20 protein-coding genes are annotated in these 19,580 nt (G+C 73.4%); 10 read left to right on the top strand and 10 right to left on the bottom strand.

What is annotated here, in order from left to right; genetic code table 11:
- Positions 1-19 precede the first annotated feature (19 nt).
- Complete coding sequence (locus tag BUB75_RS35155; protein WP_073263518.1) at positions 20-1,150, top strand: sensor histidine kinase; 1,131 nt, start codon at positions 20-22, stop codon at positions 1,148-1,150.
- 167 nt (positions 1,151-1,317) lie between these two features.
- Complete coding sequence (locus tag BUB75_RS35160; protein WP_073263755.1) at positions 1,318-2,007, top strand: response regulator; 690 nt, start codon at positions 1,318-1,320, stop codon at positions 2,005-2,007.
- Positions 2,008-2,054: 47 nt separating this feature from the next.
- Here BUB75_RS35160 and BUB75_RS47350 read toward each other — a convergent pair whose 3' ends face one another.
- The 3 genes from BUB75_RS47350 to BUB75_RS35175 are packed head-to-tail and all read right to left on the bottom strand — an operon-like array spanning position 2,055 to position 5,923.
- Positions 2,055-3,986, bottom strand: a complete 1,932-nt coding sequence (locus BUB75_RS47350; RefSeq protein ID WP_218617963.1) for a protein kinase domain-containing protein — start codon at positions 3,984-3,986, stop codon at positions 2,055-2,057.
- A gap of 24 nt (positions 3,987-4,010) precedes the next feature.
- Complete coding sequence (locus tag BUB75_RS35170; protein ID WP_073263522.1) at positions 4,011-4,667, bottom strand: response regulator transcription factor; 657 nt, start codon at positions 4,665-4,667, stop codon at positions 4,011-4,013.
- Positions 4,664-5,923 (bottom strand): sensor histidine kinase, encoded by a 1,260-nt coding sequence (locus BUB75_RS35175; protein WP_073263524.1) that lies wholly within the window; start codon positions 5,921-5,923, stop codon positions 4,664-4,666. Before BUB75_RS35175 ends, BUB75_RS35170 begins: the two co-directional genes overlap by 4 nt.
- A 162-nt stretch (positions 5,924-6,085) precedes the next feature.
- Between BUB75_RS35175 and BUB75_RS35180 the strand changes: the two genes are divergently transcribed.
- The 6 genes from BUB75_RS35180 to BUB75_RS35205 all read left to right on the top strand — a co-directional run bounded on the left by BUB75_RS35180 (position 6,086) and on the right by BUB75_RS35205 (position 12,843).
- Positions 6,086-6,808: a hypothetical protein gene (locus tag BUB75_RS35180; protein WP_073263526.1), complete on the top strand. Its 723-nt coding sequence runs from the start codon at positions 6,086-6,088 to the stop codon at positions 6,806-6,808.
- On the top strand, positions 6,808-7,668 hold the full coding sequence (locus tag BUB75_RS35185) for an ABC transporter ATP-binding protein (protein ID WP_073263757.1): 861 nt from the start codon (positions 6,808-6,810) through the stop codon (positions 7,666-7,668). Before BUB75_RS35180 ends, BUB75_RS35185 begins: the two co-directional genes overlap by 1 nt.
- On the top strand, positions 7,665-9,191 hold the full coding sequence (locus BUB75_RS35190; RefSeq protein WP_073263528.1) for an ABC transporter permease: 1,527 nt from the start codon (positions 7,665-7,667) through the stop codon (positions 9,189-9,191). Before BUB75_RS35185 ends, BUB75_RS35190 begins: the two co-directional genes overlap by 4 nt.
- Before the next feature lie 93 nt (positions 9,192-9,284).
- Positions 9,285-10,487, top strand: a complete 1,203-nt coding sequence (locus BUB75_RS35195; RefSeq protein ID WP_073263531.1) for a cytochrome P450 — start codon at positions 9,285-9,287, stop codon at positions 10,485-10,487.
- The gene (locus BUB75_RS35200) at positions 10,484-11,653 is read left to right on the top strand and encodes a phosphotransferase family protein (RefSeq protein ID WP_073263532.1); all 1,170 of its coding nucleotides are present in this window, start codon (positions 10,484-10,486) and stop codon (positions 11,651-11,653) included. Before BUB75_RS35195 ends, BUB75_RS35200 begins: the two co-directional genes overlap by 4 nt.
- Positions 11,650-12,843, top strand: coding sequence for an FAD-dependent monooxygenase (locus BUB75_RS35205; RefSeq protein ID WP_073263534.1), 1,194 nt, complete (start codon positions 11,650-11,652; stop codon positions 12,841-12,843). Before BUB75_RS35200 ends, BUB75_RS35205 begins: the two co-directional genes overlap by 4 nt.
- A 40-nt stretch (positions 12,844-12,883) precedes the next feature.
- Here the strand turns inward: BUB75_RS35205 and BUB75_RS46715 are convergent, their stop codons facing one another.
- Together BUB75_RS46715 and BUB75_RS35210 are read right to left on the bottom strand one after the other, a co-directional pair.
- Complete coding sequence (locus BUB75_RS46715; RefSeq protein WP_178380066.1) at positions 12,884-13,048, bottom strand: hypothetical protein; 165 nt, start codon at positions 13,046-13,048, stop codon at positions 12,884-12,886.
- Between the two features lie 39 nt (positions 13,049-13,087).
- Entirely contained in the window at positions 13,088-14,056 is a 969-nt protein-coding gene (locus BUB75_RS35210) for an NADPH:quinone oxidoreductase family protein (RefSeq protein WP_073263536.1), read from the bottom strand.
- An 80-nt stretch (positions 14,057-14,136) separates the two neighbouring features.
- Here BUB75_RS35210 and BUB75_RS45765 point away from each other — a divergent pair, with 80 nt between their 5' ends.
- Together BUB75_RS45765 and BUB75_RS35220 are read left to right on the top strand one after the other, a co-directional pair.
- Positions 14,137-14,628, top strand: coding sequence for a MarR family winged helix-turn-helix transcriptional regulator (locus BUB75_RS45765; RefSeq protein ID WP_073263538.1), 492 nt, complete (start codon positions 14,137-14,139; stop codon positions 14,626-14,628).
- Positions 14,628-15,812 (top strand): MFS transporter, encoded by a 1,185-nt coding sequence (locus BUB75_RS35220; protein WP_073263540.1) that lies wholly within the window; start codon positions 14,628-14,630, stop codon positions 15,810-15,812. Before BUB75_RS45765 ends, BUB75_RS35220 begins: the two co-directional genes overlap by 1 nt.
- A 65-nt stretch (positions 15,813-15,877) precedes the next feature.
- Here the strand turns inward: BUB75_RS35220 and BUB75_RS35225 are convergent, their stop codons facing one another.
- The 5 genes from BUB75_RS35225 to BUB75_RS35245 form a co-directional block, all read right to left on the bottom strand.
- Complete coding sequence (locus BUB75_RS35225; RefSeq protein ID WP_143175627.1) at positions 15,878-16,642, bottom strand: hypothetical protein; 765 nt, start codon at positions 16,640-16,642, stop codon at positions 15,878-15,880.
- Positions 16,643-16,760: 118 nt separating this feature from the next.
- Entirely contained in the window at positions 16,761-17,408 is a 648-nt protein-coding gene (locus BUB75_RS35230; RefSeq protein WP_073263544.1) for a L,D-transpeptidase family protein, read from the bottom strand.
- 207 nt (positions 17,409-17,615) lie between these two features.
- Positions 17,616-17,954 carry a VOC family protein gene (locus BUB75_RS35235; RefSeq protein ID WP_073263546.1) on the bottom strand — a complete coding sequence of 113 codons (339 nt, stop codon included), beginning with the start codon at positions 17,952-17,954 and terminating at the stop codon, positions 17,616-17,618.
- 46 nt (positions 17,955-18,000) lie between these two features.
- Entirely contained in the window at positions 18,001-19,098 is a 1,098-nt protein-coding gene (locus tag BUB75_RS35240) for an NAD(P)-dependent alcohol dehydrogenase (RefSeq protein WP_073263548.1), read from the bottom strand.
- A gap of 5 nt (positions 19,099-19,103) precedes the next feature.
- Positions 19,104-19,574 carry a DUF4334 domain-containing protein gene (locus BUB75_RS35245; RefSeq protein ID WP_084742108.1) on the bottom strand — a complete coding sequence of 157 codons (471 nt, stop codon included), beginning with the start codon at positions 19,572-19,574 and terminating at the stop codon, positions 19,104-19,106.
- Positions 19,575-19,580: the final 6 nt, after the last annotated feature.

Raw genomic sequence — 19,580 nt, forward strand, 5'->3', positions numbered from 1 at the left:
GAAACCCCAGGTGAGGTCCGTGCCCCACCTCCTCACCGACCTCGCGCCCGCTGGGCTGCTGCTGGTGTGGGCGGTCATCGAAGCGCTCGCGGCCGCCGGGCCCGGGTCGACCGGGCAGCGGCTGCTGTTCGCGGTCGCGGTGACCGTCCCGCTGGTGGCTCGCCGCCGGGCGCCGCTGGCGGTGGTCGCGGTCCTCGTCCTGGTGCTCTGGGTGCGGGTGCAGTACCTGCCGGGCCTGGAGGAGAGCACGTTCCCGTTCCCGAGCCTGCTGGTGGCGACGTACTCCGCGGCGGTCTACGCGCGGGTGTGGTGGGGCGCCTTGCTCGCCGGGTGCACGACCGTCGCGGTAATGATCGCGGCGCTGCCGCTGGGGTACTACGAGGGTCCGATCACCGTCGGACAGTTCTTCATCCTGGGGTTCTTCGTGGCCGGCGCCGGGGTGGGCGGCTGGCTCGTCCGGCTCCGGATGACGCAGGCCACGGCGGCACGCTCGGAGTCGGCACAGCGCGCCGAGGAAGCGGTGGCCGTCGAGCGAGCCAGGATCGCCAGGGAGATCCACGACGTCGTCGCGCACTCGCTGTCGATCGTCGCGGTGCAGGCCGGTGCGGCCGAATCGCTGATCGAAGCAGATCCGGACGTCGCCCGCGCGCACATCGCCGCGGCACGGCAGACCGCCCGTGAGGCGCTGGCGGAGATGCGACACGTGCTCGACGTGACAAGGCAGGACGCTTCCGAGCCGGACGCCGCCGAGCTGGCGCCGCAGCCGACGCTCGAGCGCGTCCCCGAGCTGGTGGCGGAGCTGCGAGCGGCCGGGTTACCGGTTTCGCTGACGGTGGACGGCGCCCGGGGCGACGTCCCGGCGGGGGTCGACCTGGCGGCGTACCGGATCATCCAGGAGGCGCTGACCAACGTCCGCCGGCACGCGGGAACGGCGTCCACCGAGGTCCGCATCGGCTACGACCGGGAGGAGATCACGATCGACGTCGCGAACACCTACAGCAGCGACGCCGCCGGTTCCGGCCGGGACGGCACCGGGCGCGGGTTGGTGGGGATGCGGGAGCGGGCGCGCCTCTACGGTGGGTCGCTGCAGGCCGGCGTCGACGGCTCCCGCTTCGCCGTCCGGGCACGGTTACCCCGGGTGACGGCATGAGCACGCCGTCCACGGGTGACGATGCAGCCGCGGGTCGCGGCGTGGCCGGGCCTGCCGCCGGTCGCGGCGCGAACGGGCCTGCCGCGGGGCGCGGCGCGAACGGGCCTGCCGCCGGGCGCGGCGCGAACGGGCCTGCCGCCGGGCGCGGCGCCGGGGGCGGGCAGGAGGTGGGGGTCGGGGGCGGTGCGCCGATCCGGGTCGTGATCGCCGACGACCACGCGCTGATCCGATCCGGGCTGAGCGGCATGCTCGGTGCGCAGCCGGACATCGAGGTGATCGACGCGGTCGCCGACGGTGCCGCGGCGATCGCGGCCGCCGAGCGGCTGCGTCCCGAGGTCGTCGTGATGGACATCCGGATGCCCGGCGTGAACGGTATCGACGCCACCCGCCGGATCCGCCGCGCACCGGACGCACCGCGCGTCCTCGTGCTCACCACGTTCGACCTGGACGAGTACGTCTACGAGGCGCTGCGGGCCGGCGCGGGCGGATTCCTCCTCAAGGACGCCCCGCCGGGCCAGCTCGCGGAGGCGGTCCGGACGGTCGCCGGTGGCGAGGAGCTGCTCGCACCGGCCGTCACCCGGCGCCTGATCAGCCGCTTCCTGCGGGTGCCGCCCTCCCACCGCGCGGCCGAACGTCTCGCCGCGACGCTCACCGAGCGGGAACTCGACGTGCTGCGCGAGCTCGCCGCCGGCCGCAGCAACACCGAGATCGCCGGTCGGCTGCACATCTCCGAGGCCACCGCGAAGACCCACGTCAGCCGGGTCCTGACGAAGCTCGATCTCCGCGACCGCGTCCAAGCCGTCGTGTACGCCTACGAGAACGGCGTAGTGAGTCCCGGGGCGCCGGACGGCGGCTGAGGTCACCCGAAGCCGGCGGTCTGCGCATGGGGGCGTTCCGCGCGGATTTAGCCGGTGAACGCGGTGCCGGTGCTGCCCTCGGTGTCCGGGCTGATGACCGCGGCGACGCAGCGGTACACCCTGGCGCCGTCGGCGAACGCCTGCTCGCTCGGCGGGAGGACGTCCACCTGCCACTCCGCGGCCGGGATCGAGGGGGCGCCGGACCGCAGCGAGGCGGTCATGAGCTCGGTGGTGCACAGCTTGCGGACGTCCGGGTGCGCGGCGAGCGTCTTCTGGTTCGACGTCAGCGCGTCCTGGGGCAGCGGCGCCACCGCGAACGTCTCCCAGCGGTGCAGGTCGTCGCAGGACAGGCGCTCGATCGTCACCTGACCGACGATGACGACCATCCCCGACCAGCACTCCGGCTCGACGATGCAACGGCCGCCCTGGTCGGCGGCCGGGCAGTCGGTCGTCGTGGTCTCGACGCCGTACTCGACGCCATCGACGCTGGTCGCGGACTCCTTCGAGTCGCCGGAATCCTTCGAGCCGCGAACGGTGTCGCCGGCGTCGGACTCCTGGGTGGCGAGGGTGCGCTCGCCCGTCGTGGAGTCGCCCCACGGGCCGAGCACCCACGCCACACCGGCGATCAGCGCGACGAGCACCACGGCCGCTGCCGCGATCAGCGCGATGCTCCGCTGCGAGGCGCCGCCGCTGCCGCCGCCCGCCCCGGCCACCTGCTGTCCCGGAACCCCGTGCAACCCCTGCGACCCGTGCAACCCCTGCGACCCGTGCAACCCCTGCGACCCGTGTAACCCGTGCGGCCCCGCGTGCGGCGGCGCCCCGTGCGCGAAGGCCTGCGGCCCCGACTGAGAAGCGCCGTACGGCTGCCCCCCATGCGCCGCCCCCACATGCGGCGACTCCCCGTGCGACAAACCTCCGTGCGACAAACCTCCGTGCGACAAACCTCCGTGGGCCGCCCCCGCGTGCGCTGCCCCCGCGTTCGCCCCGCCGTACTGCCCGGCCTGCGGCGCCCCGTTCCGCGGCGACCGCGAGACCGCCGGCGAAACCGGCGCCCCGAACCCTCCGGACGGCGCCGCGCCGCCCGGCCCGCGCTCGGGCGGCGGGCTCCCGGGCGGGCCGTCCGCGATGCGGCCGCCGGTGTGGAACACCTCGCCGGTCGTCGCGCCCAGCGGCGTCCGGGCCAGCGCATCGCGCATCGCGACGCCGTCCACGTACCGATCCGACGGCTCCGGGGCCATCGCCCGCTCGATCACGGCCATCAACGCCGGCGGCACCCACGGCAGCGGCGGCAGCGGCTCGGTGTGCATCTGCATGATCGTGTAGAGGCTCGGCGACCCGGTGTCCGGGAACCGCGCCGGCCGCCCGTTCAGCAACGCGTAGAGCGTCGCGCCGAACGAGTACACGTCGGCGGTCGGCGCGGGCTCGGCCAGCGCGAACGCCTCCGGTGGCGCGTACGCGGGGGTGAGCGACTCCAGCGTCGCGGACTGTTCGGTGTCCGCGGTGATGATCGACGCCAGCCCGAAGTCCGCGAGCCCCACCATCCCGTACCGGTTGACCAGGATGTTGCCCGGCTTGAGGTCGCGGTGCAGCACGCCGATGCCGTGCGCGGCGCCCAGCGCGTCCGCCAGTTTCACACCCATGTCGTGCACCTCGTCCGGCGGTAACCCGCCCCGGGCGCGCAGCACGGTGGCCAGCGACCCGCCGGGGCACAGCTCCATCACCAGGAACGGACGCCCGTCCGGCAGCGTGCCCGCGTCGTACAGGCCGATGACGTGCGGGTGGTCGGACAGGCGCCCGGCGGCGTTGACCTCGCGGTAGAACCGGCGCCGGTCCCGGTCCGTGGTGAGCGTCCGGTTGTCGATCTTCACCGCGACGTCGCGTCCGACGACCGTTTGGGTGGCCAGGTAGACGGTGGCGCAGCCACCGGAACCGAGCACATCGCGGATGACGTATCCAGGGACGTCGGGCGGCCGGTGCACGGCCGGAAGCCTAGTCCACTCCTGTCACTCCCCTTGCGCCACGCTGCGCAGGTACGTCAGGACCGCGAGCACCCGCCGATTGGAGTCCGCGGTCGGCGGCAGATCGAGCTTGGCCAGCACGTTCCCGACGTGTTTGCCGACCGCGGCCTCGGACAGGAACAGGCGCCGGGCGATCGCCGCGTTGGAGTGGCCCTCGGCGATGAGGCCGAGCACCTCGTGCTCGCGCTCCGAGAGCCGGGTCACCGGGTCCCGGCGCCGCCGCAGCAGTCTCCGGACGACGTCCGGGTCGACGACCGTGGCACCGTCGACGACCCGGCGCAGCGTGTCCACGAACTCGGCGACGTCGACGACCCGGTCCTTGAGCAGGTACCCGACGCCGCGCCCGCCGCCGGACGCGAGCAGGCCGGCAGCGTACGCGTGCTGCACGTACTGGCTGAGCGCCACCACCGCAAGCTCCGGGTACCGCGCGCGTAACGACACCGCGGCACGCAGCCCCTCGTCGGTGAAGCCCGGTGGCATCCGGATGTCGGTCACCACGAGCTGCGGCATGTGCCGTGCGACGGCGTCCACCAGAGCGTCCGCATCGCCGACCGCGGCCACCACCGTGAAGCCGTACCGGTCGAGCATGCCGGCCAGTCCTTCGCGGAGCAGGACGCCGTCCTCGGCGAGAACCACCTTCACCGGTCGCTCCAGGGCAGCTCGACGCGGAGCCGGGTCGGCCCGCCGTCCGGACTGGACAGCAGGATCCGGCCGCCCACCACCGCGACCCGGTCGGCGAGCCCGGTCAGCCCGGTGCCGCGCGACGGGTCGGCCCCGCCGCCGCCCTCGTCGACCACCTCGACGACGAGCGTGTCGCCGGACCGCTCGGCGGTCACCTGCCCGGACGAGGCCCCGCTGTGTTTGGCGACGTTCGTCAGCGCCTCGGCGACGATGAAGTACGCGGTCGACTCGAGGTGCGCGGCCGGGCGGTCGGTCAGCTCCGCCCGCACGCTCACCGGGATCGGGGCGCGGTCGGCCAGGTCCCGCAGCGCCTCCGGGAGGCCCAGGTCGGCGAGCACCTGCGGGTGGATGCCGTGGATGAGTTCCCGCAGCTCGACCATCAGGCCCTTCGCCTGCTCGTGGGCGTCGGCGACCGCGGCGCTCTCCGGGGAGCCGTCAGCGAGCTGAACGCGGGCCAGGCCGAGCTGGAGCGTGAGACCGACGAGCCGCTGCTGCGCGCCGTCGTGCAGGTCCCGTTCGATCCGGCGCCGTTCGGCCTCGAACGCGTCCACCAGCCGGGCGCGCGACCGGGCGACCTCCCCCAGTTCGGTGCGCAGGCCCTCGGTCTCCGGCGTTCCGAGCAGGGCGCGCGCGACCGCCCCGTGCAGCCCGGCGACGAGCCCGGCCAGGTACGGGACGCCCGGCAGCAGCACCAGCCCGGCCACCGCGTACGGCACCGCCTCCCGGGTCGTCGCCGCGGTGCCGATCCCGAGCGACACCGTCCCGTCAGCCACCACCGCCGGGGCGATGATCCAGACGACGTCCACCAGCACGATCAGCAGTAGCCCGCCGTACACCACCGGCCCGGCCGTCACGAGGAGCAGCACGTAGCCCAGCGCGCGCCAGGTCGCGGCATCGGTGTAGCCGCCGCGCGAGTACCGCAGCGGCCGGGCGTCCACCAGCCGCAGGCGGACCCGTTCGACGTCGGCCAGAGGCGCGGCGACCAGCGGGCCGAGCGTTCCCAGCAGGACCAGTCCGACCGGGACCAGCAGCAATCCGGACAGCGTCAGCTGTTCTCCGTTGAGCACCCGATCCGCCACGACCAGCCAGGGCAGGCCGAGCAGCCCGACCGCGATGCCCGCGGCGATCCCCACCGGCACCGTCGAGACGAGGAAGGCCCATGCCCGCCAGGGCCAGGCGCTGATCAGGAACCGGCGATCACTCAACGCGTGTAGCACGGCGGCAACGCTAGCCGCGCCCGCCCGGGCCTCCCCAGCCTCCTGGGCCCACTCGCGGGGTAGAGCCAGCTCCACCCCGGTCCGATAGCTACGCTCCGTGTCCGCCGGCCGCGACGGTGGTGTGCTCGATCCACCCCAGACGGACTGAGCACAGGAGCCCACGTGCCCCGACCCGCCACCGCACTGATACTCATCGCTCTCCTGAGCGTCACCGCCTGCACCGACCTCGGGTCGATCAACGAGTCCACCGCCGACCAGCGGACGTTCGATCTGCCCGGGACCGCGCTCACCGTGGACAGCGGCGGTGCCGACCTGCGCCTGGTCACCGGTGAGCCGGGCGGCGTGACCGTCGACCGCACGCTGACCGGCAAGGCGACCGCAGACGGCAACGCCGCCTGGTCGATGAACGGGAGTCGCCTCACGCTGCGCGTCACGTGCAGCGGGTTCGTCCCGGACTGCGGCGGCAGGCACATCGTCCACGTGCCCCCGGGAACCGCGGTGACCGTCACGAACGACGCGCCGACGCGGCTGGTCGAACCGTCCGGCGCGGTCACCGCGACCGTCGACGGCAGCTGGCTGACCGTGGAGCGGCCGTCCGGCCGGCTGACGCTGCGCGCCGAGGCGGCGGTGACGGTCACCGGCGCGACGTCACCCGACGTCACGGCGTCCTCCGACACCCGGGGCGTCGCGCTGACGTTCCGCCGCGCCCCGGAGCGCGTGGACGCCCGCGCGCCGGGCGGCGCGGTGGCCGTGACGCTGCCTGCCGGACCGGAGACCTACCGCGTCACCTGCTCACCGGGCTCCCCCGCGGTGCCCAGCGACCCGTCCAGCCCGCGCACGGTCAGTGCGACCGGGACCACCGCCTCGGTCCGGAAGGCCGCGTGATGCTGGAACTCCTCGACGTCAGCAAGGTCTACTCCGGACGCACCCGGGCGGTCGACGCGGTGACGCTGCGGCTCGAGCCCGGTGTGCTGGGGCTGCTCGGCCCGAACGGCGCGGGGAAGTCGTCGCTGCTGCGGATCGCCGCGACCGTGACGCGTCCGACCGGCGGGCGGGTGCTGTTCGACGGCGTTGACGTCGTCGCCCACCCGGACGCGCTGCGGCGGACGCTGGGCTACCTGCCGCAGGACTTCGGTGTCCACCCGCACCTGACCGCCCGGGAGTTCCTCTCCTATCTGGCGGCGGTGAAAGGGCTGTCCGCGCGGTCGGCGCGCATCCGGATCCCGGAGCTGCTGGAGCTGGTCAACCTGACCGGCGCCGCCAAGCGTCCGCTCGGCGGGTACTCCGGCGGCATGCTGCGGCGGGTCGGCATCGCGCAGGCGCTACTCACCGACCCGCGCGTCGTCGTCGTGGACGAGCCGACCGCCGGCCTGGACCCGCAGGAGCGGGTCCGGTTCCGCACACTGCTCAGCGACCTGGCGGCCGACCGCGTCGTCGTGCTCTCCACGCACATCGTCTCCGACCTGGAGACGGTCACCGACGACGTCGCGGTGCTGGTCGGCGGGCGCCTGGTGCACCGCGGCGGCCTCGACCGCCTGCTCGACGCCGTCGCCGGGCAGGTCTGGGAGCTGACGATCGACCCGGCCGAGGTGCCGCGTTTCCAGGCCGGTCAGCGGGTGACCCGGCTGGTCCGGGCCGCGTCCGGGGTGCGCGTCCGCCTGCTGGCTCCCGAGCCGCCGGATTCCCGGGCCCGGCCGGTCGATCCGGACCTCGAGGACGCCTACCTGGGCGTGGTGACCCGGTGAGCGCGCTCGCAGTCGCGCTGGCCGGCTTCCGCGAACGACGACGACGCCCGGCCTACGCGGTCGTGCTGCTCGCCGCGGTGGGGCTGGGGTACCTGGCGGTCCCCGCGACCGACTCGCACTGGACGATCGTCAGCCTCGGCGGCTACCGGGGTGTCTACAACAGCGCCTACACCGGCACGATCGCCGCGCTGGCCGGTGCGCTGTGGCTCACCGTCGGCGGGTTCTTCGTGGTGCGGACCGCGCTGGCGCAGGACCGGGCCACCGGAGTCCGGGAACTGCTCGCGGTCACCCGCCTGCGCACGCACTCGTATCTGCTCGGCACGTTCCTCGGCAACCTGTTGGTGCTCGGGTCGATGGCCGCGGTACTCGCGGTCACGGCGCTGGTCCTCCAGCTGGCGCGCGGTGAGTCGCTGGCGATCGTGCCCGGCGACCTGCTGCTACCGTTCGTGCTGTTCACGCTGCCGGTACTCGCGGTGACCGCGGCGCTGGCCGTGTTCTGGGAGACCGTTCCGCTGCTCCGCGGCGGCTTCGGCAACGTCGTCTGGTGCGCGGGCTCGATGGTCGCGATCATCGCCGCCCAGTCACCGACCGCGCCGCTCGGCGGCCTCGGCACGCCCGCGGTCGCGGCGTCGCTGCGCGAGACGATGGCCGCGCAGGGGCTGCGCGCGTCCGACGCCGCGATCGGGTTCATGTACCTCGACGACCTGCCGGCCACGTTCGTCTGGGACGGCTTCCCGGTCACCGCCGGGCTGGTCGGCGAACGGGCGCTGCTCGCGCTCCTCGCCGTCGTGGTGGCCGTGGTGCCCGCGCTCTGGTTCGGCCGGTCCGACCCGGTGCGGGCGTCCGGCGGTCCGGTCCGCGTTCTTCAGGTGGACGAGACGCCGCGCGCCGCCGCCGCGCCGGTGGCCTACCCGCGCGGCGCCGCACGGGCGCGGATCGTGTTTCCCCGGCTGGTCGTGGGCGAGCTGCGCGTCCTGACCGCCGGCGTGTCCCGGTGGTGGTGGCTGGTCGCGGCCCTGCTGGTCGTGGCACCGCTGGTGGCACCCGAGCGAACCGCCGCAGCGCTGCTGCTCGCCGCCTGGGGCTGGCCGGTGCTGATCTGGTCGCGGCTGGGACTGGCCGGGCGGGAGCACGGCGTCGACGCGCTCCTCGACGCGTGCCCGGCGCCGGTGACCAGGATCGCGGCGACGTGGGCCGCCGGCGTGGTGTTCACGGCCGCCGTCGGTGCGGGGCCCGCGCTGCGGATGGCGCTCGGCGGTGACGCCGCCGGGCTGGCCGCCTGGGTCGCGGGCGCCGTGTTCGTACCCGCGCTCGCGTCGGTGCTCGGGCTGGTGAGCGGCGCCGCGCGGCTGTTCCAGGCGCTGTACCTCGGGCTGTGGTGGTGCGTGGTGAACGGCCTGGCCGGGTTGGACTACCTGGGCGCGGCGGCGGGCGGGCCGCCGCCGTGGGTGGTGGCGTCGTGGACGGCGGTGCTGCTGGCAGTGTTGGTGGGAGCCGCGGGGCTGCGCCGGGTCCTCCGGTGAGAGCTTCCCGCGTCCCGACCCTGCGATTCCTGGGTGGACGGTGGCGTCGCTCGATTATGCTCCCGGCACCGGCGACCCCCGCGAGGTGCACGGATGACCACGACGGAAGAACCCCAGCTGACCAGCGGCGACTTCTGGGGCGCGGACCCGCACACGGCCCTCACCTGGCTGCGGGCCAACGACCCGGTGTACTGGGACCCGCACGGCGGCGTCTGGGGGCTCACCCGGTACGCCGACGTGAAGTACGCCTCGCTGCACCCGGAGCTGTTCTCCAGCGCCGGTGGGATCCGGCCGGAGACCCCGGCGACCCCGATGATGATCGACAAGGACGACCCGCAGCACCTGCTGCGCCGGAAGCTGATCAGCAAGGGTTTCACGCCGCGCCGGGTCGCCGACCTGCGTCCGCGCATCGACGAGATCACCCACGGGCTGCTCGACCGGATCTGCGAGCGCGGCGAGTGCGAGTTCGTGTCCGCCGTGGCGGCGTGGCTGCCGCTGATCGTGATCGGCGACCAGCTCGGCGTCCGGCCGGACCACTACGACGACCTGCTGCGCTGGTCCGACGACATGATGGCGGTGCAGGGGCAGCGCGCGGACCCGGTGCGGACCGCGCGGATGGCCACCGCGATGGCCGAGTCCCGGGAGTACTTCACCGGTGTGCTGGCCGACCGGCGCGCGACCCCGACCGACGACCTGATCGGGACCCTGGTCCACGCCGAGGTCGACGGCGAGCGGCTGGACGACAACGCGCTGTACTTCGACTCGTTGCTGCTGCTGATCGGCGGCGACGAGACCACCCGGCACGTGATCAGCGGAGGCCTGTACCAGCTGCTGGCCGAGCGCGACCGCTGGGAGCGGCTGCGCGCCGACCGGTCGCTGCTGCCGTCCGCGATCGAGGAGATGCTCCGCTGGGTCACCCCGATCCGCAACATGGCGCGCACGGTGACCCGCGACCTGACGCTGCACGGCCGCGAGCTGCGCGAGGGGCAGAAGCTCCTGCTGCTCTACCCGTCGGCCAACCGCGACGAGGACGTGTTCACCGACCCCTTCCGGTTCGACCTCACGCGCAGCCCGAACAACCACCTCGCGTTCGGCATCGGCACCCACTTCTGCCTCGGCGCCTCGCTCGCGCGGCTGGAGCTGGAGGCGGTCTTCACCGCGCTGCTCGACCGGTTCCCCGACCTGCACCTGACCGGGGCCGCCGAGCCGCCGCTGCGCCCGGCGATGTTCGTCAGCGGATACGAGGAGTTACCCGTCGCGTTCACTCCGACCGCGCCCCGGACCGCCCGCCCGTGAACCCGTCGTTGGCGCTGCGCTGCGCCGCCACGCTCGGCCGGGAGGTGGCCCGGTGCGGGGCGAGCCGGGTGGTCCGCGGCCGGCTGCCCGACCGCGGCAGCCGCGTCACGACCGGCTGGCTCGAGGCCGCGCTCGGTCTCCCCTCCGGTGCGCTGCGCTCGATCGACCTGGTCAGCGAGGACTCCGGCACCGCCGCACGTGCCCGGTTCGCGCTCGACGTCCGGCCCGGCCACGACGCGCCGAGCCACGTGTTCCTCAAGCTGACGCCGCACAACTTCGCGCAGCACGTGATGATGAACGTCGTCGGGCTGGGAACCCGCGAGGCGCTGTTCTACCGGGCGGTGGCGCCGCACGTGCCGATCCGGGTGCCCGGCTGCCACGCGGTGCGGGTCGACCCGGCGCTCGGACGCATCGCGCTGGTGCTGGAGGACCTCTCCGGCCGTGCGACGTTCCGGGACGTCCGGGACGACGTCAGCCTCCGGGAGGCCGAAGCCGTCGTCGACGCGTTCGCCGACCTGCACGCCGCGCTCTGGGAGTCGCCCCGCCTGTCCGGCGAGCTGGCGCCGCTGGGGCCGCTGCGCCTCCGCTCCCCCGTCGTCGGCTACCTGGGTGGCGCGGTCGTCCGCCGTGGGCTGGCGAAACCCGCCGCGTCGGTGACCGACCTGATCCCGGCCGACGTCGTGCGTCGCAGCCGCGTCCTGTACGAGAACCTGCCCGCGGTGGACGCCTACTGGGCCGCCCAGCCGCAGACGCTGACGCACGGCGACCCGCATCTGGGCAACCTGTTCTTCGAGGGGCCGACCCCCGGCTTCCTCGACTGGCAGGTCGCCACGATCGGGCCGGGCGTCCGCGACGTCGTCTACTTCGTCGTCACCGCGATGCGGGTGCCGGAGGCGCGGAAACACGAGCGGGACTTGGTCGAGCGGTACGCCGCGCGGCTCGGCGCCGCCGGGGTCGCGGCGAACCCGGAGACACTGTGGACGTCCTACCGGGCGCTGGCCGCGGAGGCCTACATCGCGGCGGTGGCCACCGCCGGGGCCGGTGAGCGGATGCAGTCCCGCGAGGTCGCGCGCTCCGGCGTGCAGCGCGCCGCCGCGGCCGTCGAGGCGCTGGACACGTTCGAGGTCCTCGCGGACCTCGTCGGCCTGGAGCGTTCGACGTCGTGACCGAGCGGTTGTCGGTGGCGGTGGTCGGCGGCGGGATCGGTGGGCTGACCGCCGCGCTCTGCCTGGTCCGCGCCGGGTGTGACGTCCGGGTGTACGAGCAGGCCGGGCAGCTGTCGGAGGTCGGCGCCGGGGTACAGGTCAGCCCGAACGCCTCCCGCGTCCTGCACGGGCTCGGACTGGCCGAGGCGCTCGCGGCGACCGGCGTGAAGCCGCTCGCGTGGCACCAGCGCCGCTGGGACGACGGCCGGACGCTGCTGCGCGCGCCGCTGGCCGAGGCGCTCGAAGCGACGTTCGGCTTTCCGCACTATCAGATGCACCGCGCCGACCTGCTGGACGCGCTGGCCGCGGCGCTCCCTCCCGGCGTGGTGTTCCTCTCCCACCGGCTGGCGGGGTTCGCCGAGGACACCGACGGGGTGGAGCTGCGGTTCGCCGACGGCCGCCGGGCCAGGGCCGACGTCCTGGTGGGCGCCGACGGCATCCACTCACCGGTGCGCCAGGCGCTGTTCGGGCCGGACCGGGCCCGGTTCACCGGCTGCGTCGCGTACCGGGCGGTAGTGCCCGCCGAGCGGCTGCGTCATTTGGGCCTCGAGGTGACCGCGCAGATCTGGATGGGCCCCGGCCGGCACTTCGTGCACTACTTCATCAGCGGCAGGCGGCTGGTCAACTTCGTCGCGGTCGTGGAGCAGGACGAGTGGACCCGGGAGTCGTGGACCGACCGGGGCGAGATCGCCGACGCGCTCGCCGCGTTCGCCGGGTGGCACCCGCAGGTGCGCGACCTGCTCGGCGCGGCCGACGAGACGTACGTCTGGGCGCTGTTCGACCGGCCGCCGCTGCCGCGCTGGTCGGTCGGGCGGGTCACGCTCCTCGGCGACGCCGCCCACGCGATGCTGCCGTTCATGGCGCAGGGCGCCGCGCAGGCCATCGAAGACGGAGCGGCGCTCGCCGCGTGCCTGCGCGACATCCGGTCACCCGCGGACGTCGCCGGTGCCCTCACCCGGTACGAGCGGGTACGGCTGCCCCGCACGTCGCAGTTGCAGGCGATGTCGGCGGGCAACAAGACCCGCTTCCACCTGCCGGACGGGCCGGACCAGGAGGAACGCGACCGGCAGATCGCGGACGGCTCCCAGGCCTGGTCCCTCAACGCCCAGGCCTGGCTCTACGACTACGACGCCGACGCGCTGGTCTCCTGAACGAGCAGGCGGCCGGAACAGAACCGCACGAGCACCCCGTTCAGGTCTCGGCCGACGCCAGCGGACCGTCCCGCAGGGTGACCAGGGCGGGCAGGACGACGGCGAGCAGCGTCCACCCCAGCGGCAGGAACCAGGACCGCGCCACGCCGATCGTCGCGGCGCCCAGCGCGGTCAGCCCGAGCAGCCCGGCGGCGTCCCGGATCACCAGCCTGCGGATCTCCGATCCGCTGTGAGCCGGGTCACATCAGCGGACGCTGAGCAGAACCTTGCCGGCGGCGCGACGCTCATCGAGCTCGAGCAGTGCGTCGACCGCCCGCTCCAGCGGGAACGACCGGCCGACCACCGGGTCGAGCTTGCCCGCCTCGATCAGCGGCAGCAGGTCGGCCCACTGCTCCTGCAGGTACGAGGGCTGCGGCATCCAGAACGCGCCCCACCCGACTCCGACCACGCTGATGTTGTTGAGCAGCAGGCGGTTGACCTTCACCTGCGGGATCTCACCGCCGGTGAACCCGATGACGAGCAGCCGGCCCTCGCGGGCGAGGCTGCGCAGCGAGTCGGTGAAGCGATCGCCGCCGACCGGGTCCACGACGATGTCGACGCCCCGGCCGCCGGTCAGCCCCTTCACGGCGTCCTTGAAGCCGTCCGCGAGCACGACCTCGTCGGCTCCGGCCGCCTTGGCGGTGCCGACCTTCTCGTCCGACGACACGACCGCGATCACGCGGGCGCCGAGCGCGGACGCGAGTTGCACCGCCGCGGTGCCGACGCCACCGGCCGCGCCGTGGACCAGCACGGTGTCGCCGGCCTTCAGCTGACCCCGGCGGACCAGACCGAAGTGCACGGTCAGGTAGTTCATCGGCAGCGACGCCCCGGCCTCGAACGTCACCGCGTCCGGCAGCGGGAACACCATCGCCGGGGACACCGCGACGGTCTCGGCGAACCCACCCAGCCCGGGGAACGCCGCCACGCGCTGCCCCGCCGACAGACCCGAGCCCTCGGGCGCCGAGCGCACCACCCCGGCCACCTCGGACCCCGGGACGAACGGCAGCGGCGGCTTCACCTGGTACTCGCCGCGGCTCTGCAGCACCTCCGGGAACGTCACGCCGGCGACGTGGACGTCGACGACGACCGAGTCCGGGCCGGCGGCCGGCTCGTCGATGGTGGCCACCTCGAGCGCGGACGGACCGGCGAGGCTGGTGATCTGGACTGCGCGCACAGAAGCTCCTAGGACGGGGTGGGTCAAATGGTACCGCCGGGTACCCGATTGAGTGCCGCGAATGCGGCTATGTATGACTCATGCATACCGGGAACGTCGTCGTCGCGTTCGCCCTCACCGTGCACGACCGGGTGCGCGCCGCCGCACAGGACGCCGGGCTCGACCCCCGGGAACTCGCGGCGCTGACGCTGGTCGCCGAGCACGACGGGTGCTCGGTGGATTGGCTGCGCACGCGGGTCGGGCTGACGCAGTCCGGCACCGTGCGCCTCGTCGACCGCCTGGCCGGACGGAACCTGCTGCGCCGCGGCCGCTCGACCGGGCGCGGCGTCCCGCTGCACGTGAACCCGGAGGGCGCGGCCGTGCTCGCATCCTGGGAGCGGGTGCGCGACGCGACCGTCGACTCGCTGCTCTCCGGTCTGACGCCCGAGCAGCGGGCATCGTTCGTCGACGCGGTCGCCGCGCTGCTGACCGCGGACCCGCGCCGCCGCCCCGAGGCCGACGCCACCTGCCGCACCTGCACGTGGGCCGCCTGCGGGCAGAACTGCCCGGTCGACCTGAGCGTCGCGCCGTGATGCCGGCGGCCGTCGCGGCGCCCCGGGCCCGCCTTCCCGGCGTCGCCTGGCGGCTGTCCGCGGTGTCGTTCCTGGCCGCCTCGGCGGACAGCTTCTTCCTGCTGCTCCTGCTGTGGGTGGCCGGGCCGCAGGGGTGGACGGGCCTGCAGACCGCGCTGGTGATCCTCGCGCTGCGACTCCCCACGCTGGCCGCCGGAGTCCTGCTCGGACGAGCGGTGGACCGCTGGGGAGCCCGCCGCCTGATGCTGATCGACCTCGCCGGACGCGCGGCGCTCCTGGGTGGGCTCGCGCTCACCGGGCGGCTGCCGCTGATCGCGGTCCTGCTGGTCGGCGCCGCGACCGGGTGCCTGGCACCGGCCAGCTACGCCGGTGCGCGCTGGCTGCTGCCCCGCGTCGTCCCCGACGACGCGCTCGGCCGGGCGAACGCGGTCGTCGCGTTCGGCGACCACGCCCCGCTCGTCCTGGGCCCCGCGCTGGTCGGACCCGCGCTCGCGCTGTTCGGGACGTCGGTCAGCCTGCTGGTGCCGATCGGCCTGCTGGTCGCGGCCCTCGTACTCGCCCGCGGCCTTCCGGCCGTCGCCTCCCCGGCCGCACCGGAGGCCGTCCGCGACGCACCGCACGCCGGGCGGCTGCCCGGCCGGGTGACCGCGCTGATCGCGCTGTCCACCGCGTACTACTTCGTGTACGGGCCGTTCGAGTCGGCCACGCCCGCGCTCGTCCGCGCGCGGCTGGACTCCGGCGAGGCGATCTACAGCCTGCTGTGGGTGGTGTTCGGCCTGGGTGCGATCGCGACACTGCCGTTGGTGCCGCGGCTCGGCCGGCGACGCCCCGGGCTGGTCAACGCGCTCGGCGCGCTGTTCTGGGGCCTGGTGATGCTGCCGGTCCTCGTCGTGCAGGACGTCCCGCTCGCCGCCGGCCTGTTCCTGCTCGGCGGCGCGGTCTGGGGCCCGTACGCGTCGATCGAGACCGCCGCGCTGCAGCGGTGGGTGCCGCCGTCGCAGCACGGCCGGGTCTTCGGGCTGCAGCGGAGCCTGCTGGGCACCGCGTCCCCGCTCGGCGCGGCGATCGGAGCGGTCGCGCTGGAACAGGTGTCCGCGCAGGCCGTGCTCGGCTGCAGCGCGCTGCTCTGCGCACTCGCCGGGCTGCTGGCCCTGGCTCGCCGCGACCTGCGCCGCGCGGAGTAAGGCAGTGCGGTGTGAGGGAGGGCCGGCACCGCCCACGGGCGGTGCCGGCCGGAACGGACAGTGGGTCAGAGCTTGGCGGAGACGCTGGTGAAGTTCGGCACCGACCGCCAGAGCCCCGGAATGTCCTGCCACACCAGGTTGTAGCGCGGCACGGTGACGCCGACGTAGAACGTCGGCACCTTACCCCTGGGGACCATCTGCGAGTAGACGGTCTCCACCTTGCGCCAGCCGCCGATCTTCTGGATCCGCCAGGATCCGGCGGCGTCCGACACACGGGTGGCCTCGAGCTTGTAGCTCTTGCACGCCTGCACCGGCGCGGAGGCGGAGAAGATGCCGATCTGGACGCCCAGACTCACCTCGGCGCCACAGCTCTTCTTGGAGGTGTAGGACTCGGTCCCGTCGAAGACCGCCTTCTGCGCGGTCCGCGTCGACCCGATCTGGTGCAGCGCCTTGGCGGGGTAGTTCGCCGATCCGCCGTTGCGGGCCCAGTAGCTCTGGACGCTCGCGCCCCAGTAGTCGAACTTCTTGTCGTTGTCCGCGAACCGGAACTTGTACACGCAGACGAACATCGTCCCGCGCACGCGCGCCTTCTGCACCATGGCCTTCGTGCCGTTCGTGGGCCCGGCGCCCCACCACTGGAACGTGGGCTTGCCGTCGGCGTTGCGCTGCATGCATTGGCTCTTGACCAGCCGCAGGCTCTGACCACCGGGTGCGGCCGAGGCCGGCTGCGCGCCGACCAGCAGGAGTGAGGTGAACAGGACCACCAGCGCGGCGGCCCCCGCGACCGCCCGCTTGCTGAGACGCCCTAAGAGGCGTGGTTTTAGTCTCATATGGCCAGAGTGCACACCGTGTCAAATGTGGTTTTAGTGGGTCATGTGACGTAGCTGCAGCGAGACGCCCGCCGACCCAGGTGGGTCGGCGGGCGCCTCGACCGTCGGGATCGGAGCGTCAGCTCTTGACCGTCAGCACCTTCGCGTACGTCTTGCCGGGCTTGTACGCGATCTTGTAGTACTTCGCGAGCGACTTGATGTCCGCCGGCCGCAGCTTGATGCACCCGGCGGACTTGAAGTCGCCGTTACCGTCCCACCGCTGCGGTTCGGTCTTGCCCTGCTTGCCGGACTTGGTCATCTCACTGTGGATGAACAGCTCGGTTCGCTTGATCTTGCTGCCGGGCTTGCACGCCTTGTCGGACAGGCGGAACACGGTGCCCCAGATCTTCGAGCCGTTGTATCCCTCCAGCAGCGTCACGCTGTACTGGCCGTTCGGGAGCCAGCCACGCTGCCTGGTACAGGGGTTCGTGACCCCGACGCCCGATCCGGCTCGCCAGCTGACCTTCGTCGTGCGCCGCGGCGGGTCGAGGTCGGTGCGGTACAGCTCCCACGTCAACGTGGAGTTCTGCGGGTTCTGCGGGTTCTTGTCGAACGTCAGGTAACCCTTGTAGGTCACCTTGGCCTGGGCCGGCGCCGCCCCGACGCCGAACACCGCAGCGGTGACGATCGCCAGGAACAGAACGGCCAGCCGTAACGGCCGGTGGTGGAGTGCGGTCGCGAGCCCCCGTGGCTCGGCGTGGAGAGTTGCTCCGGTGCTAGTTCGCACGACTTACCTCCATCGATCGGACAGGACAGATAACTGCCGACCGCAGTAGTTCTCAGGAGCCTCATGTGCCTCCTGCGTTGCGGTCGGTCCTGATCCTGGCGATGGCCGGTAGGTCCGATATCCCGGAAACGTGCCACTCCCTCGATTGGCCCGTTATTGCCCGAGGAAGGAACGATTCGTTCCGTGCTTTCTTCGGTACGAAAGGGACTAAGGGGACGGGTGGCGCGGCTGGTAGATGCCGAGACCGCTACCGTCGGGCAGCGTCAGCCGGCTCAGCAGGCCCCAGCCCTGGTCGGTGACCGGCTGACACTCCACACCCTTGGTCTTCAGCTCCGCCAGCGTGGCCTCGATGTCGTCGCACATCAGGTACAGCTCGGTCGAGCTCCCACCGCCGGTCGGATGGACGGCGAGCTCGGCCGGCGGCAGTGCGAAGATCAACCACCCGCCACCGGCGTCCACCGAGCCGAATCCGAGCACGTCGTGGAGGAACGTGCGGACCTCCTCGGCTGCCGAGCTGTACAGGATCGCGTGCGCCCCAGTGATCATCGCTTCTCCTCGCAGTGCGTCCAGGTCGCGGCGAAGGTACCGGAATTCAGCCGGATACGGGGTGGACGAGGACGGGCTTGACGACGCGGCCGGACGCCGCGTCCCTGGCCGCGGTCTCGATGTCGGCGAACGGGTACTCCACGATCAGCGTCTCGATCGGTAGCGCGCCCTGCCGGTGCAGGTCGATCAGGCGGGGGACAAAATCGGCCGGGGTGACGTCGCCTTCGATGACGCCGCGGAGCCGGATGCCGTTGGACAGCACGGTCATCAGGTCGAACTCGGCGGTGCCGCCGATGCCGACCAGCGCCAGCGTCCCCCGGCGCCGCAGCGAGCCGATGGCCTGCCGGATGACGTCCGGGCGGCCGGTGGTGTCGATCGCGGAGTGCGCGCCGCCGCCGGTCAGCTCCCGCACCGCCGCCGCGACGTCGGTGCCCCCCGCCGGGTCGACCACGCCGCTCGCGCCGAGTTCGAAGGCGAGCGCGCGCCGGGACGCCACCGGGTCCACCGCGATCACCGTGCAGCGCTCGGCGACCGCGGCCATCACCGCGCTGAGCCCCACGCTGCCCGCGCCGAAGACCACGACCGTGCTCCCGGCGTCCGGCTGCAGCACGGTGAGCACGGTGCCGACGCCGGTCTGGATCCCGCAGCCGAGCGGCGCGGCCAGCACCGGCGGGAAGTCGTCGGGGATCGGCACCGTGTTGCTCTCGTCGGCCAGCGCGTACGTCGCGAAGCTGGACTGGCCGAAGAAGTTCCCGTAGACCGGCGAGCCGTCGCGGGTGTGCGGGGTGCTGCCGTCGGCGCGCACGCCTCGCAGGTTGAGGTCGCTCCGCAGGCAGTAGGCCGGGTGCCCGGCTCGGCACTGCTCGCACGCCCGGCAGCTGCGGTAACTCAGGCAGACCGCGTCGCCGGGCCGGACCGTGGTGACCGCGTCGCCGACCGCTTCGACGACGCCCGCACCCTCGTGGCCGAAGATCATCGGGGTCCGGGCCGCCGGCCAGCCGTGCCGCATCGTCAGGTCGGTGTGGCAGATGCCGGCGGCGGTGATCCGGACCAGCACCTCGTCCGGTCGGGGCTTCTCGAGGTCGAGCTCGTGGACCGTGAACGGGCCGCCCGGTGACTCGACCAGTGCTGCCTGGATGCGCACGGGCGTCAGTCGCGTTCGAGGACGAAGTAGTAGTGCCGTCCCTTGTCGAGCACGCCCTTGCCGTTCATCACGCCGAGCAGCGTCGTGTCGTCGATCTTCTTGAAGTGGTCGAGGACCGGCTGACCGTCGTAGACCATCGTCGCGGTCGGCTCACCGCGGAACTCGACCGTCCACAGGCTCGCGCCGCCCTTGGCCATCTCCCGGTTGTCGAACAGGTTGCCCTCGTCGTCCCGGCACACCAGCGGCGCGACGTCGGTGAGCGAGTCGAAGCGCTTCCCGTACCAGCGCGCGAGCTCGAGCCGTCCTTCGAAGCCGTGCCCGCTGACGAACTCGCTGCCCTTCCAGGAGCCGAGGAGCTGCTCGGGCCGGACGGTCTCCAGCGCCGCCCACAGCGCGTCCAGCTCGTCGATCGTCACCGTGCCGCCCGCTGCGCGGACCTCGGTGATCCGGTGGCGTGCGTCGTCGATGGTCGTCATGGCTGA

Source organism: Cryptosporangium aurantiacum (assembly GCF_900143005.1).
GTDB classification, from domain to species: domain Bacteria; phylum Actinomycetota; class Actinomycetes; order Mycobacteriales; family Cryptosporangiaceae; genus Cryptosporangium; species Cryptosporangium aurantiacum.